The organism is Bacillus sp. B25(2016b), assembly GCF_001679765.1.
Lineage (GTDB): Bacteria > Bacillota > Bacilli > Bacillales > Bacillaceae_G > Bacillus_A > Bacillus_A thuringiensis_K.
Window position 1 is genome coordinate 1,352,220 of the sequence record NZ_CP016285.1, and the last position, 14,990, is coordinate 1,367,209.

Below are 14,990 nucleotides of genomic sequence, written 5' to 3' on the forward strand. Positions count from 1 at the left end.
ACTCCCTTTTGGGAGTTTTTTTAGGATGCTTTTACTTCATGAGATTCGGTTAGCAAGGGGACTTTTTTCGCACCACTTAGCTTAGCGATTGTAAGGCCGATAAGAGATCCAGCTAATGCAGGTACTAGCCAGCCTATTCCTTCATTATATAAAGGGATAAATTCAAAATATGATGTGATAAATGAAACGGAAATACCACCTTGTTTTAATCCATCAAATACGCTTACGATTGCTGCTCCAATCAAAGCGCCTACATAAACGGAGCGATATCCACCGAAGTATTTATGAAGTAATGATAGTAGTACGAGTACAATCGCAATTGGATACACAACAAGTAGAATTGGAACAGAGATGGCAATGATTTTTGTTAAACCTAAGTTGGCAACTAGTAACCCTAAAGCACAAATGATACTTGCGAACATTTTGTATGAAAATGTAGTTAATAACGTTGAAAAATATTGGCTGCATGCAGATACGAGTCCAACACATGTCGTTAGGCAAGCGAGTGTAACGATAAGAGATAATAGAAGCAAACCGTACGGACCGAATAATTGTTGTACGATAACAGTAAGTAACTGTCCACCATTTTTTGCATATCCGAGAGAGACGCTAGTTGCCCCGAGCCAGCCGAGTGCACCATATACAAGTACGAGCCCTGTAGCGGCAATAAGCCCTGCTTTTGCTGTGGCGATGGCAATGGACTTACGATTATTCACACCTTTAGAGCGAATTGCATTTACAACGATAATTCCGAATGCAAGTGCTGAAATGGTGTCCATTGTTAAGTAGCCTTCCATAAATCCTTTGAAGATTGGAGAAGTTTGATACTCTTGCATTGCTGGTCCTGATTGCCCAAGTGGTGTGAATACACTTTTAACAAACAATAAGAAAATTGAGAGTAATAAAATAGGTGTTAATATATTTCCAATACGATCAACAAGTTTAGATGGATTCAAACTCAGCCAAAATACGATAGTAAAGAAGATGATTGTATATACAAATAGCACTAGGCTGCTAGAGCGGATTGTTTCTGGTAAGAAAGAACTAACACCCATTTCATAAGCGACATTTGCAACACGTGGGATGCCCATGGATGGACCGATGGCAATATATACAACTACCGTAAAGAAAATTCCGAATAATGGATGAACATGACTTGCAAGTTGCTGCATTCCATTTCCTGATAGAGAAATTGCGATAACAGTAAGTAGTGGTAAGCCAACTCCTGTTAGTAAAAATCCAATCATTGCTGGCCAAAAGTTTTCACCTGCGTTTTGTCCAAGCATGGGAGGGAAAATTAAATTACCTGCCCCAAAAAATAAAGAAAATAGCATAAGACCCGTGAAAAAAATATGTTTTTTTGATACAGTGTTCATTGTTTTTCCTCCTTTTTCATTCATTCATTTGTAAGAACACAAAAAAACTCGTCCCTAAAGAAAGGGACGAGTTATATTTACCCGCGATACCACCCTAATTTACACATGTAGAAATAAATCTATATGTATACGGCTTTGCGACGTACAACATGATACGTGTTCCTTGTAACGGGGGACGGCCGGTAAGAACTTACTGTAACATTCGGTTCTACTTCTCGGAGATGATTTTCGGTTACGCACTGAACGTTGGCTTTCAGCAAATCGCCAACTCTCTGGGGAACAGTTCTATAACGTACTCGTTCTCGTCAATGAATTTTTATTCAAGTATTCTGACAGTATTGTTGCATGTTTTTTTTAGAAAGTCAATATGTTTTTTGGAAGATATATTTATATACGAAAATATCGAAAGTGATATTCGTTGTTGTAAAGGGAATGATGAATTGTAAAATGGGAGTAAAAATTTGCGGAGAATTGTAAAATTTATAGAGAAAATTGATATTTATAGGAGTGAAGAAGGGATTGTTTGAATTTATAGAGAATAATACAACAATCCACTTGCTGGAAAGAACAAACCAAAAGAGGTGACTGAAATGCTTGCGATGGGAGTATTATTTGGCATTATTGCTATAATTGGTTTTATGTGGTTATATTATTCGCGTTCGTTTAAACAAGCAGAAGTTTTACTCTTTCAAAAAGGTAGTTTGTTGACAAATCAGTCTAGATATTTAGTATGTCCGAAGTGTGGAAGTGCACAGGCTAGAAGTGGAGGATATCAAGAGTGTTGCAAAATTAGATTATGAAAGAAAGGAAGCCTCACATTATTTTGTGAGGCTTCCTTCCTTACAACTTCATCGCGCTCCAAATTGTCCATCGATCTCTTTCAATAATAGGAGAGACGTTTTGTAATGCGGTCTGTATATGATGTAGAAGTTGAGAAAGTTCATCATCTGTTAACTCATATAGAATGGATCGACCTGTTCGAGGAGATAAATCTTGCAATAATGCTTCTACAGAATCATGTATTTTGCGTATTTCCCATTGTGTTTGTGTGGGAAGTACATGAAGAGAATGTTTTTGTAATTCTGTCTGTATAGTGTTGGTTTTTGGACGTCTTTTTGACTCTATTTCAATAAGTTTTGGAAATAGAGAGAAAAAATATCCGCGAATGTGTTCGGGACTTCCTGGAATTGTACAATCTTCAATTGTTCGATCTTGTAAAATAAGTACACCGTTTTTATTTAATATACGAGAAGCTTCACGTAAAAATGTAGGAATGTCTTGTAAATGATGAATAACTGCGCGAGAAATAACTATGTCGAATGTTTCATTAAGGTATGGGAGATTATGTGCATCACTGTGGACGAATGAAATGTTTGGAAAGTTGTTACAATTTTCTTTTGCAGCTTGTAATATTTCTTTTGAAAAATCAAGTCCCACAACATTTTTTGCTCCCATAAGAGCGAGTTCTTTCGTATAAATTCCGCCACCACAGCCGATATCAATTATTTGCTTGTTTTGTATTTCTGTAATGTTTTTTACCATTTCAGCCCAAGAAATATGAGCGTTTCTTGTTGCATATGTGTACTTATTATTTTCATCATGAAAATTAATGGACATGATAAAGACCTCCTTTCAATGATTAGTATAGCGTATTTAATAGGATGTCACGTTTTTGTTTTATGTATGAAGATTATAAGGATTTCTTATCGTAAAAGGAGGATTAATTTGAAAGGGAAATATGTATTGGTGTTGTTGTTTGTTATGTTACTAGCAGCTTGTGGTCAAGTTGAGCCAAAAAAAGAAACAAAAAAAATAGAAGAGACGGTGAATGAAGTGAAAGAAACAATAGGGGTAACCGTTATACAAAGAAAACATAAAGAGAAAAAGTTGCAAGAATCAGAAGCGAAGTTAGTAATAGACATTTTGGATAAAGCTGAAAAACAAGAAATAACAGGAAGCTTCGGTGAACCTGAATATGAAATACACATTAGTAGAGATGGGAAAAAAGAAACTTATTATGCATGGTTAAGGGGAGAAGATAGACGAGGATGGGTGCAATATAAGAAAGCTATGTATATGTTGAATGAAAAAGATACGGAAAAGCTTTTGGATATATTTCCAAATGTCTCAGAACAAAAAGAAGATGAGATGCAGGTAAGCCCTTTAACGGAAGTAACAAAAAAAGATTTGCAGATTACCGCGTTTCATATTAAAACAGGCGATCAAAACGTGAATTATATGGTACGGTATACGATTTCACAATCACTATACAATAAGTTAGTGAAGGAGAAAGAATATTATTTGCAACTCAATTTTCCAGAAAAAGTTCAAAAATTAATTGGCGCAAAAGAGAGTGAAATGATTTTAGGTGAAAAAGTAAAGGAAGGGTATAAGCAATATGAATTGCATGCTACTGTGCAGGTAAAAAGCGCTTCAGAATCACAATTAAAATCATTAGAAACATATTACGAAAATTATGATTTGAAAATATTAAACAGTGAAAAAGAAAAAATAGGTTTGTTTCAAAATATAATTCAGATTGTTAAAGATTATGGTGAAAAAATGAATTTTCAAAGATAAAGTGAGACTTTAATTAGCCCTTACTGATTGGAATGAATGTAAACTCGTCAAATCTATATGGCCTTTCCTAGGAAATGATAATAGAGAGGGGAAAACACCCCTCTCTATTACTTTGCTTTTGTAGATGGCTCATTCATTGATTTTCGTGTAATAAGAAAAGAAATCATAAGAGCGGAAAGGATGACAAGGGCAATAAATACGTGATTGGGCAACAAATCTAATAATAATACGTAACTAACGGTATAAAAAATAAGAGTTGAAGCTAAAAACGATAGAGCACCTATTATAAGAGATTGTAAATTCATTTGTGTACACCTCCTTTTATTTATATTTTTGTCTTAAAATGGATTATATAAACATTATTTCTAATAATAGAAAAAAATATGTCATAATAGAGAAAAGAACAAGCTTTGATGAATGAATATGATTCATTAATGAGAGATAAAGGAGAGGAATATGAAAAATAATAAAAAAGGATTATGGGGAATTATTGTTGCGATAGGTCTATTTTTACTGTCTAAGTTAAAGTGGGTATTTGCATTTTTTAAATTAGCAAAGTTTTCAACGGTATTTAGTATGTTTCTATCGCTTGGCGCATACGCAGTTCTATATGGTTGGAAATTTGGAGTAGCGCTCATTTATTTGTTGTTTGTTCATGAAATGGGCCATTTATGGGCTGCCAAAAGAAAGGGGATTCCAACATCGCCAGCAATCTTTATTCCATTTATGGGGGCCCTTATTGGAATGAAAGAGATGCCGAAAAATGCGAAAGATGAAGCTTACATTGCCTATATGGGTCCGCTTTTCGGACTTCTGTCATTTTTACCAGCGATACCGCTTTATATAATGACGAAAGAGCCATTTTGGGCGCTTGTTATTTTGCTTGGAAGTATGATTAATTTCTTTAATTTAATTCCCGTTTCGCCGCTAGATGGTGGGAGAATTATTTCAGTTGTCAGTACTAAAATTTGGGGAGCAGGCCTTATTTTATTACTTGGCTATTCAATTTACTTTAAAAGTATTTTGGGAGGATTTATTGTTATTATCGGTTGTATGGAGTTATATAGAGTAATAAAGAGAGATGAGCCGATTAAGGAATTAGGGCATAAAATTGATGGGATGAAAGAATATGTTACTAGGCTTGAAGAGGAATTAAAAGAAACGGGTGCTGTACATCGGACTATATATGTGATGCATCATGAGATGCATGCATTAAGACAAAGAGAACGGGAAAAAGAGTTACAAATAGGTGAACTTCAAAAAATGGAAGTGTTAGAGTATCTTTTACCGAAGTTCGAACCGTTAGATTATGTTCCATATGAAGATGAAAAAGATGAGTATACAATTCACATAAGGGAAGCATTTGAAGCGTCAGAAAGAAAATTAAATGAATGGAAAACAGAAAAGGAACAACAAGAAAACTATTATAAAGTGGATGCGAAAACGAAATGGACAGTATTTGCTTGTTATATCGGATTAATGGCTATACTCGGTTACACAGCTTATGAAGGATATATTGTTTTACAAGATTATTTGCCAACGAGAAATGTATAGAAAAACATTGTCGAAATGATAGGAAGAATTAATACAGGAATTATATTTCTACGAGAGAATGTTACATGTATAGTCATACGTTGTAATATTTTTAGTAGAGAAGGAGTTCTGTATATGAAGAAATTGTTAAATGTATTTGGAATTATTATCGTGATGATCATGGCTAGTTATAGTCTTATGAAAGTGCTGTTACATTATGCGAATAAGCCTGCTGAGGTAAATACAATAGCTCAAATAGAAGATGTGCAAGAAGAGACAAAAGTGCTAGATTTTATTCGAATGACACATGAAAGCTATAATAATTTCTTAAATTACGGTAAAGCAGAGAATTATACAGACGGGGATTGGAATCAACTTAAGCAATGGTTTCAACAACAAGAACAATCTTTAAAAAATATACATACGGAAATAAAGAATGAAAAAATAAAACGCGATGTAAATAGAAGCTATGAAATTGTAAAAAAAGGTGTGGAACTTCAAAATATTGAGTATGTAGTGTATGCCCACCGTGTATATCATGACTTGGATATTATCGTAAATAAATATAGAGGTGAAACGAATATCTGGGGGTATACGGAGTTTGGCGATGGGAAAGATATAAAAGTAATTGAACAAGCTATACAAACAAAATAATAAGCTAGCTAGAATTCTAGTTAGCTTATTTTGTTTTGTAAATGCAATGTTCATATATTATTCACAAAAACACCGTGTTAATAGTGATTAAAATCACAATCTGCATTATAAGATTCAGTTAAACTAAAAACAGTTAAGGAAATAGAGGAGTGGGATACAATGTTAAGTACAAAAACAATTGAAATCGTAAAGTCAACAGTACCATTATTACAAGAAAAAGGTGTTGAAATTACAACGAGATTCTATCAAATTTTATTTTCGGAACATCCAGAGTTGTTGAATATTTTCAACCATACGAATCAGAAAAAGGGAAGACAACAACAAGCGTTAGCGAATGCTGTTTATGCAGCTGCAACGTACATTGATAATTTAGAAGCAATTATTCCAGTTGTAAAACAAATTGGTCATAAGCATAGAAGTTTAGGGATTAAAGCTGAGCATTATCCGATTGTAGGTACATGTTTACTACGTGCCATTAAAGAGGTCGCAGGTGCACCTGATGAAGTTTTAAATGCATGGGGAGAAGCATATGGTGTCATTGCTGGTGCATTCATTAGCATTGAAGCAGAGATGTATGAAGAAGCTGCACATAAAGAAGGTGGATGGAAAGACTTCCGCAAATTTGTGATTGTTAAAAAAGTGAAGGAAAGCGATGTTATTACGTCATTTTATTTGAAACCTGAAGATGGAGGGAAAGTTTCTTCATTCATCCCAGGTCAATATGTAACGGTTCAAATCAATATTGAAGGTGAGACATATACACATAATCGTCAATACAGTTTATCCGACGCTCCTGGGAAAGAATATTATCGTATTAGTGTAAAAAAAGAAAAAAGTGTAGATACACCAGACGGTAAAGTGTCTAATTACTTACATGAACATGTAAAAGAAGGAGATGTTTTACCAGTAAGTGCACCAGCAGGAGATTTCGTGTTAAATATGGATTCAACATTACCAGTTGTACTAATTAGTGGTGGAGTAGGGGTTACACCGATGATGAGTATGTTAAATACGTTAATTGAACAAGATTCAAAACGTAATGTATATTTTGTTCATGCAGCAATAAATAGTAATACACATGCAATGAAAGAACACGTTAAGGCAGTAGAAAATGAATATGAACAAGTTAAAGCATATACTTGTTATTCTGCACCGACTGAAAAAGATTTAGAAATGAAGAACTTTGATAAAGAAGGTTACATTGAAAGTGAGTGGTTAAAAACTATTATTCCGACAACTGAAGCAGAATTTTATTTCTGTGGTCCAGTAGCATTTATGAAGCATATAAATGCTGCACTAACTGATTTAGGTGTGAAACAAGAGCATATTCATTATGAATTTTTCGGCCCAGCAACAAGCTTACAATAAGCAAAAAAACGAGGTATTTATTTTACCTCGTTTTTTATTTGTTCTCGTAATAAACGGTTTACTGTTTCACGGCGTATACCTATCAGTTGGCCAATTTCGGTTTGTGTTAATATTTCATATATAGGAATGTCACCTAAATATAGGGTGAACCATTCTTGTAAACGATGAAGACGTTCTTTCGGAGAGACGGTTGTCAATTGATCAATTCGTTGTTGCATCATTCTTAATTTAGATTGCAATTGCATAGCGATGTTAGCATACGATTCGGGATTTGCTTGAAGTCTCTCGTACCATTCATTACTAGTGATCGGTTCCACTTCTGTTTTTATTAAAGCGATAGCTGTACCGTGATATTCTTTCGGCGAAATTAAAGAATGATGAGGTATCGTTTCACCTGGAACGATAATGTTGAATAAAAATGGTGTTCCGTCTTCTTCTAGCCGAACTACTTTTAATAAGCCTGTTTTTATAAAGTATAAAGGACCGTCCTCGCCTTGACGAAATAGTACATCTCCTTTGTGTAGAATCAATGTTAGCCCCCCATTAATATGTTTCTATTTCTTCTATTTTAGCGTATATGTATATAGACAATATGCTATTTCAACAGCAATTTCATTGACGAAATGTATGCTATTACAGTAGTATACTATTTAGTGTGTAATAGTACTAGCAATGAATACGCTGTAGGGGGTTTAGTATATTGTTAGATGCGATGAGAATGACGGATATGAGAATTCCGGCGAATGCTATCATTCATGTAGAAGAGATGAAAGGTGGAGTCGTTTTATCCGTTGAAGTAGACGGCCAAATTATTTATACGATGGCTTATGATGAAGAAACAGATAGTTATGCTGAATTATATGATCGAAACGATAAGAGGGCGTGCCAAGTACATGAAGACTTCATGGGATGGTCACTTCTTCATTAAAAAAGATGTCAATATGACATCTTTTTTTATTAAATCGATAGAATATACAAAGAAATGAAATATAAGGATAAAATTTGTAATAATTGATTTTGCATTGTTAGCGCTCTGTAACTGCAAGTGAACTATTTTTTCGCTATCATAAAGATAACAGTCGCAGTTATAGGAGTGGTCAACTTGAAGAAAGTACATATTTCAAATTATATGTTATTATGTGTTTGTTTAATTTTATTTGTTCTCCTCGGAGGATTTTTATATTCATGTGTATAAGAAAAACGCATTCTAAAAAGAATACGTTATAAAAGGGAAATAATGATTAATCTAGTTCCAAGAATAATTAACGTAATACGTAATAAATTAATTACGGCATTTCCACTTAGTTTTGTATTAATGTAAGCCCCGATTTTTCCGCCGATCCATGCACCCGGAATCAGGATTAATGCATAAATCCAGCTGACATTTCCAAGTGAGATGTGAGTTGCAGAACTTACAATTGCTGATAGAAATACGATGAACATTGAAGTTGCTACTGCAATATGTGCTGGGAATGCAAAAAGAAGCATCATTGCTGGAACAAGTAAGGCACCGCCACCAATTCCAAATAATCCAGATATAAACCCAACTATAAAGGCGATAAAGATAGCAAGAAACGGTGGGAATTGGTAGTGTACAGTATTTCCATCATTATCTGTAAAAGAACGCTTAATTACAGACGTATTTGAGAGGGAAAGAGGTTTTAATTTGTCTCGAAGCATAAGTAGAATTGAGACGAATATAAGGAAAATCCCAAAGTATAAAGAAAATGTGTCTTGGTTTAAAAATTTATTTGCCCATGATCCAATAATACCACCAGGGCCGCTTCCGATAAATAAAATAAGTCCACTTTTATAATCTACTCGCTTATGCTTCATGTAAGTAAGGGTGGAAGATAGTCCTGTGAAAACGACTGTTACCATAGAAGTCCCTACTGCAAGTTGTGGTGATAAACTGTGTAATCCAATTAATAACGGAACAATAATAATTCCGCCTCCAAGCCCAACTAGGCTGCCGACTGTTCCGGCGATTAGTCCGATGAAAAGTAACATGATGTATTCCAAAATTGCCAACTCCTCTAAATAACTTATCCACCAATTATTATACACGCTTTTTAATGAGAAATAGGCTTGTTCACAAAAAAGTCGTCTTCCTGGAAAAAATAAGGAAGACGACTTTTGATTAGAAAACAAAATGTAATAGGTAGTAAAACAGAGCAGCTAAAGAAGCTGAAATAGGAAGTGTAATAACCCATGTAATTAACATACGTTTTGCAGTTCCCCATTTTACCCCTTTCACACGGTGAGAAGCACCAACCCCTAAAATAGAAGAAGAGATAACGTGCGTCGTACTAACCGGTAAGTGAATGAATGTTGCACCGAAAATAACAAGTGATGATGATAAATCGGCAGCTACACCATTTACAGGACGGATTTTCATAATTTGTCCACCGACAGTTTTAATAATTTTCCATCCACCGACAGAAGTACCAAGCCCCATTGCGATAGCACAAGATAATTGTACCCAGAACGGGATATCGCTAGAAGTATGATAGTTATTAGCCATAAGAGCCATCGTAATAATTCCCATTGCTTTTTGTGCATCATTCGTACCGTGTGTGTAGGCTTGTAATGCCGCAGTGAAAATCTGGAATATACGGAAGTTCTTATTCGTTTTCGTTAAGTTAAAGTTTTTAAATACTACTTTAAAAATACTGTATACGATATAACCAATAACGAAAGCGATAATCGGTGAAATGATTAAAGCTTCAATAATTTTAATAAATCCTTTAAGATTTAGCGAGCTAATCCCAGCGGCCGCAATTGCTGCACCTGCGATTGAGCCGATAATTGCATGCGAAGAACTACTTGGAATACCGTAGTACCAAGTAATTAAGTTCCAAGCTATTGCCGCAAGCAAAGCAGCTAAAATTACAAGAGAACCATTTTGTAAGGCGAATGGATCAACGATATCTTTTGTAATCGTTTTTGCTACACCTGTAAATGTCATTGCGCCTAAAAAGTTCATAATAGCCGCCATAATAATGGCATGTCTAGGCTTTAGAGCTTTCGTTGAAACAGCCGTTGCAATAGCGTTTGCTGTATCGTGAAATCCATTGATAAAGTCAAAAGCTAAAGCGCAAATGACTACTAAAACGGTCAGTATCAAGAGTGTATCCATGATCAAACTCCTTACGCGTTCTTCATAATAATTGTTTCTAATACGTTTGCAACGCTTTGACAGCTATCAGCTACTTCTTCAAGCTCTTCGTAAATCTCTTTAAATTGAATAATCTTAATCGGATCTTTTTCACGAGAGAATAAGTTCTTAATCGCATGACGGCGAATATCATCACACTGTGATTCATAATCCTTAATCTTAATCGCATTTGTACGAATGTCGACTAATTTTTTGTTAGACATTAATTCAACAGAGTTTGCAATCTCAATCGCACATTGATTAATTGCTTCTACGAATTTAATCATGTATTCATCAGCTTCTGTAATAGAATACATTTCGAACAGACCAGCACTGTGATCTAATCCGTCTAATACATCATCCATACTCATTGCAAGTTGTAGGATGTCCTCACGCTCAATTGGAGTGATAAACGCTTTGTTTAACTCCATAATGATTTCGTGAATAAATGAGTCACCTTTTGACTCATACTCTTTCATGCGCATAGAAAACTCTTTTAAATCGCTAGCATTTTTAATTTTATACTCCACGAAAAACTGCGCGCCTTCTTTTAAATTTTCGGAAACATTCATTAACATTTCAGAAAATTTATCTTTTTTTGATTTAAAGACCATTATTGTTACCCCCACAAAAGTAATATATGTAAAATATATTGGCTAATCAATTCTAACAAAAAACTGTCGTTTTTTAAAACATTTTATCGAAAAGTTTACAAAAACTTAACATAACTCTCGTTGTTCTATTAATAATATTAATATCCAATAGTGAATATCTTACTTGTAGAATGTCCTTTTCTTGCAAAAAGTATGAATGCAAAAGAAAAGCTTTACACTATAGGAATGACTGCGTTATTATAATAAATTTAAAAGGCGGTATATTCTTCCTTTTAAAAAGAAGAGTGTAAATAAATGAAGGAAGTGAACGAATGAAATTGAAGAACACTCATTTTAAAAAAATGCTTGAGTGGTTCAATAAGAGGAAGAAACTTCGTAATTCATTAATTGTATTGGGAAGTGTATTCGTTACTCTATTTATTGCTGTAAATATAATAATTTCCATTCAAGACATATCTGAATTAAAACAAGCTGTTCCACAACCGACTTTAATTTATGATGCAAATAATGAGGTTGCAACAAAATTAGCTTCTTCAAAAACAGAAGGCGTTAAAAGAAAAGATATTCCTGATATTATGGTTCAGGCAATTGTTGCAGTAGAAGATAAGGAATTTTTTAACCATCATGGTATTTATTATAGTGGAATTATAAGTGCGGTTTTTAAAAATATTACAGCAGGAGAAGTTGTAGCTGGGGGAAGTACAATTACACAGCAGCTTGCGAAGAATGTATTTCTGACACAAGACCGCACATTTTCGCGTAAAATAAAGGAATATTTTTTAACAAAAAAAATAGAGCGTACGTATACGAAAGATGAAATTATTGAAATGTATATGAACCAAATTTATTTTGGTGAAGGTGCTTGGGGTATAAAAAGGGCGGCTAAATCTTATTTTGATAAAGATGTAAAAAATTTAACAATTTCAGAAGCTGCAACGATTGCGGGCTTAATTAAAGCGCCGTCTGCGTATTCACCTTATAAAAACTTTAACAAGTCAATTGAAAGACGTAATGTTGTATTAAGTTTAATGAAAGAGCAAGGGTATATTTCTGACGAACAGTATAGTAAAGAAAAAGAGAGCGGACTTGTGTTAAAACGAGGCGTTGATGATAAATACAAGGGAAAATACTCTCAATATGTAGACTATATTGTTAGAGAAGCGATGGAAAAGTACGAATTAACACAAAATGAAATTTTAGCGGGTGGTTATCGTATCTATACAGAGCTTGACCCGAAAAAACAACAGGCTGTAGAAGACGTTGTGAATAATGATAGTTATTTCAAAGATAGTGGCTCAGACCAACTTATGCAAACGGGTGTAGTTCTTATGAATCCAAAAACAGGTGGTGTACCAGCTCTAGTTGGAGGCAGAGGGCCGTATCAGTTTTTACAGTTTAACCATGCAACGCAATTAAAAAGACAACCTGGCTCAACGCTAAAGCCTTTGGCTGTATATGTACCAGCGTTAGAACAAGGATATGAAGTATACGATATATTAAAAGATGAACCATTTAACATTAAAGAATATAAACCACAAAATAGCGATCATACTTTTCACGGTGATGTGACAATGTATGAAGCTGTGGCAAAATCGTACAATGTTTCGGCTGTATGGCTATTAGAACAAATTGGATTAGATAAAGGATTGAAATCTTTAGAGCGATTTGGTATTCCATTAGTACCAGAAGATCGTACGTATCCGATTGCTTTAGGCGGTATGCATGTGGGGACATCTCCATTTGTAATGGCTCAAGCATACAGTACATTTGCAAATGACGGTGTCCAAGTGGAAGCTCATGCAATTAGAGAGATACAAAATGCTGAAGGTGAAACGATTGGAAAGTGGTATAAGAAAGAGACACGAGTGACGAGCGAGAAAATTTCTCAAAAGATGACATATTTATTAAAAGGTGTTGTGGAAAAGGGAACGGGCGAAAAGGCGAAAGTTACTAATGTTGATACAGCAGGTAAGACAGGAACTACTCAAATTGTAAATGGCCCGAGCACCGGTGCAAAGGATTCATGGTTTGTTGGATACACACCAGATTTGGTAGGTGCGATTTGGGTAGGATATGATAAAACAGATAGCGATCATTATGTTCCAGGTGGTAGTCAAATTACGACGACAATGTTCCGGGATATTATGAAAAAAGCGAACGCAAATCCAGCTCAAAAAGCGTTCCAGTTATCGCTCATATCTGAGGCTGATTATAAAAAACAATTGACTACAATAGAAGAGGAAAAACGAAGAAAAGAAGAAGAGAAGAGAAGAAAAGAAGAAGAACAACAACGAAAACAAGAGCAACAAGAGTGGCTTGATAAAGTGAAAGAATGGATTCCTTCATTTTGGTAAAAGAAAGAGGCGAATAAAGAAATTCGCCTCTTTTTTTGTATGAAAACAAAATGAAATTTTAATCGGTAGAGATTTTTGTCTATCTTAATTAGCTATTAATCCATATCCGTTGAGATACATAATATTACTCGTTAAGTATAATATTCGTACTGCCAAAAGATTCGGAATCGTATGTGACGATTATTTTGCCTTTACTAATAGGTTCGTAAGGTAATTCCTCTTCGTAATTACCGTTATTTTCATTGTGGATAGAAAGTGTAATTTCATCGATTTTTTTATTTGTATACTGAACTTTAATCGTTTCAGCAATCTGAAGTAACGCCTCGGAACTAGAAGCTTTTGTAATAAGCATTCCTTTTATAACTTTTTTTTCATTCTTTGTGGCATTGGAATAAGGGATGTTGCTTTGTTTCGTATATAGAAGTTTGTATGGAGTAGTTTTTCTCTCTGCTTTTGATATAGTGGAATATTTTAGAGTTAAAAAACATCCTAAACATAAAATAATGCATACCATAAGTGCAAACCAAATGCGTATTAGTGACATAACTCTCATTTTCATCCCTCTTTCATATCTTTGACTTCACTATTTATCATACAAAATGAGGATTAAGATAGAGTAAATTTGAGGTAAAGAAACGTAAAGAAGGAGCACTTATCCTCCCAAATAAGTGCTCCTTTCTATATAAAGAGAGATTTAATGCACGGTTAAACGATACATATTATTATAAATATAATTTTCAAGCGAAAATTAGTAAATTCGGAATACAGATAGTGTTGCAGTTGTATCGCCCGTGTTAGGAATAGAAATAGTGTTTGCTGTAGGTTGTACAGAAATTGTTGTACCAGCTTGTAAAGTAACGATTGTAGAGAACGATACAGCACTACCGATAACGTTAGTTGAGAAATTACGAGTAGGTGGTTGGCCGTTGAATGAAATACCGAATCCAAACGGTGAAGAGCCTGGGAAAGTTGTAGACGCTGAGAAACTAATATCATATACGCCTGTTTCTAAAATTGTTAAAGTATCTGCAGTGTCATTGAAATTAATGTTATTTATTTCAAAAACTTGATTAAATTGGATATTCGTTCCAGGGGATATTGTTTGAGCATTGGAGTTTCCGATTGCCGCGATCGTTACAGGAATTGGGGTACCCGCTGGTCCAGTAGCACCAGTAGCACCTGCTGGTCCTTGAATACCTTGAGCACCCGTAGCGCCAGTAGCGCCCGCTGGTCCTTGAATACCTTGAGCACCCGTAGCGCCAGTAGCACCCGCTGGCCCTTGAACACCTTGAGCACCCGTAGCGCCAGTAGCACCTGCTGGCCCTTGAACACCTTGAGCACCCGTAGCGCCAGT

Annotated in this window: 16 protein-coding genes and 1 other annotated feature; of the genes, 7 read left to right on the forward strand and 9 right to left on the reverse strand. The window is 34.8% G+C overall.

Going from position 1 to position 14,990, the window contains the following annotated elements; translation table 11 throughout:
* Positions 1 to 20: 20 nt before the first annotated feature.
* Positions 21 to 1,376 (reverse strand): branched-chain amino acid transport system II carrier protein BrnQ3, encoded by a 1,356-nt coding sequence (gene brnQ3, locus BAQ53_RS07000; RefSeq protein ID WP_001099173.1) that lies wholly within the window; start codon positions 1,374 to 1,376, stop codon positions 21 to 23.
* 59 nt (positions 1,377 to 1,435) lie between these two features.
* Positions 1,436 to 1,694 (reverse strand) — a binding site (T-box leader).
* 272 nt (positions 1,695 to 1,966) lie between these two features.
* Here brnQ3 and BAQ53_RS07005 point away from each other — a divergent pair.
* Positions 1,967 to 2,176, forward strand: coding sequence for a hypothetical protein (locus BAQ53_RS07005; protein WP_000880630.1), 210 nt, complete (start codon positions 1,967 to 1,969; stop codon positions 2,174 to 2,176).
* Between the two features lie 40 nt (positions 2,177 to 2,216).
* Here BAQ53_RS07005 and BAQ53_RS07010 read toward each other — a convergent pair whose 3' ends face one another.
* Positions 2,217 to 2,993, reverse strand: a complete 777-nt coding sequence (locus BAQ53_RS07010; protein WP_000026277.1) for a class I SAM-dependent methyltransferase — start codon at positions 2,991 to 2,993, stop codon at positions 2,217 to 2,219.
* Between the two features lie 108 nt (positions 2,994 to 3,101).
* On the opposite strand from BAQ53_RS07010, the gene BAQ53_RS07015 reads away from it, so the two are divergent.
* On the forward strand, positions 3,102 to 3,956 hold the full coding sequence (locus BAQ53_RS07015) for a YhfM domain-containing protein (RefSeq protein WP_000677058.1): 855 nt from the start codon (positions 3,102 to 3,104) through the stop codon (positions 3,954 to 3,956).
* 107 nt (positions 3,957 to 4,063) lie between these two features.
* On the opposite strand, the gene BAQ53_RS07020 is transcribed toward BAQ53_RS07015, so the two are convergent.
* A complete protein-coding gene (locus BAQ53_RS07020; protein WP_001053357.1) occupies positions 4,064 to 4,261 on the reverse strand; it encodes a hypothetical protein in 198 nt (65 codons plus the stop codon).
* Between the two features lie 151 nt (positions 4,262 to 4,412).
* Between BAQ53_RS07020 and BAQ53_RS07025 the strand changes: the two genes are divergently transcribed.
* The 3 genes from BAQ53_RS07025 (at position 4,413) to hmpA (ending at position 7,511) form a co-directional block, all read left to right on the forward strand.
* The gene (locus tag BAQ53_RS07025; protein ID WP_000794471.1) at positions 4,413 to 5,510 is read left to right on the forward strand and encodes a site-2 protease family protein; all 1,098 of its coding nucleotides are present in this window, start codon (positions 4,413 to 4,415) and stop codon (positions 5,508 to 5,510) included.
* 114 nt (positions 5,511 to 5,624) lie between these two features.
* Positions 5,625 to 6,143, forward strand: a complete 519-nt coding sequence (locus tag BAQ53_RS07030) for a hypothetical protein (RefSeq protein WP_208906655.1) — start codon at positions 5,625 to 5,627, stop codon at positions 6,141 to 6,143.
* A 159-nt stretch (positions 6,144 to 6,302) separates the two neighbouring features.
* Complete coding sequence (gene hmpA, locus BAQ53_RS07035) at positions 6,303 to 7,511, forward strand: NO-inducible flavohemoprotein (protein ID WP_208906656.1); 1,209 nt, start codon at positions 6,303 to 6,305, stop codon at positions 7,509 to 7,511.
* Positions 7,512 to 7,528: 17 nt separating this feature from the next.
* On the opposite strand, the gene BAQ53_RS07040 is transcribed toward hmpA, so the two are convergent.
* Positions 7,529 to 8,041, reverse strand: a complete 513-nt coding sequence (locus tag BAQ53_RS07040) for a Crp/Fnr family transcriptional regulator (RefSeq protein WP_000600582.1) — start codon at positions 8,039 to 8,041, stop codon at positions 7,529 to 7,531.
* Between the two features lie 170 nt (positions 8,042 to 8,211).
* On the opposite strand from BAQ53_RS07040, the gene BAQ53_RS07045 reads away from it, so the two are divergent.
* Positions 8,212 to 8,439 (forward strand): hypothetical protein, encoded by a 228-nt coding sequence (locus tag BAQ53_RS07045; protein ID WP_000883009.1) that lies wholly within the window; start codon positions 8,212 to 8,214, stop codon positions 8,437 to 8,439.
* A 293-nt stretch (positions 8,440 to 8,732) separates the two neighbouring features.
* On the opposite strand, the gene BAQ53_RS07050 is transcribed toward BAQ53_RS07045, so the two are convergent.
* The 3 genes from BAQ53_RS07050 to BAQ53_RS07060 all read right to left on the reverse strand — a co-directional run bounded on the left by BAQ53_RS07050 (position 8,733) and on the right by BAQ53_RS07060 (position 11,282).
* Positions 8,733 to 9,533, reverse strand: a complete 801-nt coding sequence (locus tag BAQ53_RS07050) for a sulfite exporter TauE/SafE family protein (protein ID WP_000455762.1) — start codon at positions 9,531 to 9,533, stop codon at positions 8,733 to 8,735.
* A 118-nt stretch (positions 9,534 to 9,651) separates the two neighbouring features.
* Positions 9,652 to 10,650 carry an inorganic phosphate transporter gene (locus BAQ53_RS07055; protein WP_000380272.1) on the reverse strand — a complete coding sequence of 333 codons (999 nt, stop codon included), beginning with the start codon at positions 10,648 to 10,650 and terminating at the stop codon, positions 9,652 to 9,654.
* An 11-nt stretch (positions 10,651 to 10,661) separates the two neighbouring features.
* Positions 10,662 to 11,282: a DUF47 domain-containing protein gene (locus BAQ53_RS07060; protein ID WP_000231449.1), complete on the reverse strand. Its 621-nt coding sequence runs from the start codon at positions 11,280 to 11,282 to the stop codon at positions 10,662 to 10,664.
* Between the two features lie 311 nt (positions 11,283 to 11,593).
* On the opposite strand from BAQ53_RS07060, the gene BAQ53_RS07065 reads away from it, so the two are divergent.
* Positions 11,594 to 13,636 carry a transglycosylase domain-containing protein gene (locus BAQ53_RS07065; protein ID WP_000769237.1) on the forward strand — a complete coding sequence of 681 codons (2,043 nt, stop codon included), beginning with the start codon at positions 11,594 to 11,596 and terminating at the stop codon, positions 13,634 to 13,636.
* A 124-nt stretch (positions 13,637 to 13,760) separates the two neighbouring features.
* Here BAQ53_RS07065 and BAQ53_RS07070 read toward each other — a convergent pair whose 3' ends face one another.
* Together BAQ53_RS07070 and BAQ53_RS26590 are read right to left on the reverse strand one after the other, a co-directional pair.
* A complete protein-coding gene (locus BAQ53_RS07070) occupies positions 13,761 to 14,189 on the reverse strand; it encodes a hypothetical protein (protein ID WP_208906657.1) in 429 nt (142 codons plus the stop codon).
* 195 nt (positions 14,190 to 14,384) lie between these two features.
* Positions 14,385 to 14,990, reverse strand: a 606-nt coding sequence (locus tag BAQ53_RS26590; protein WP_481747219.1) for a Gly-Xaa-Xaa repeat protein, incomplete at its 5' end; no start/stop codon positions are given.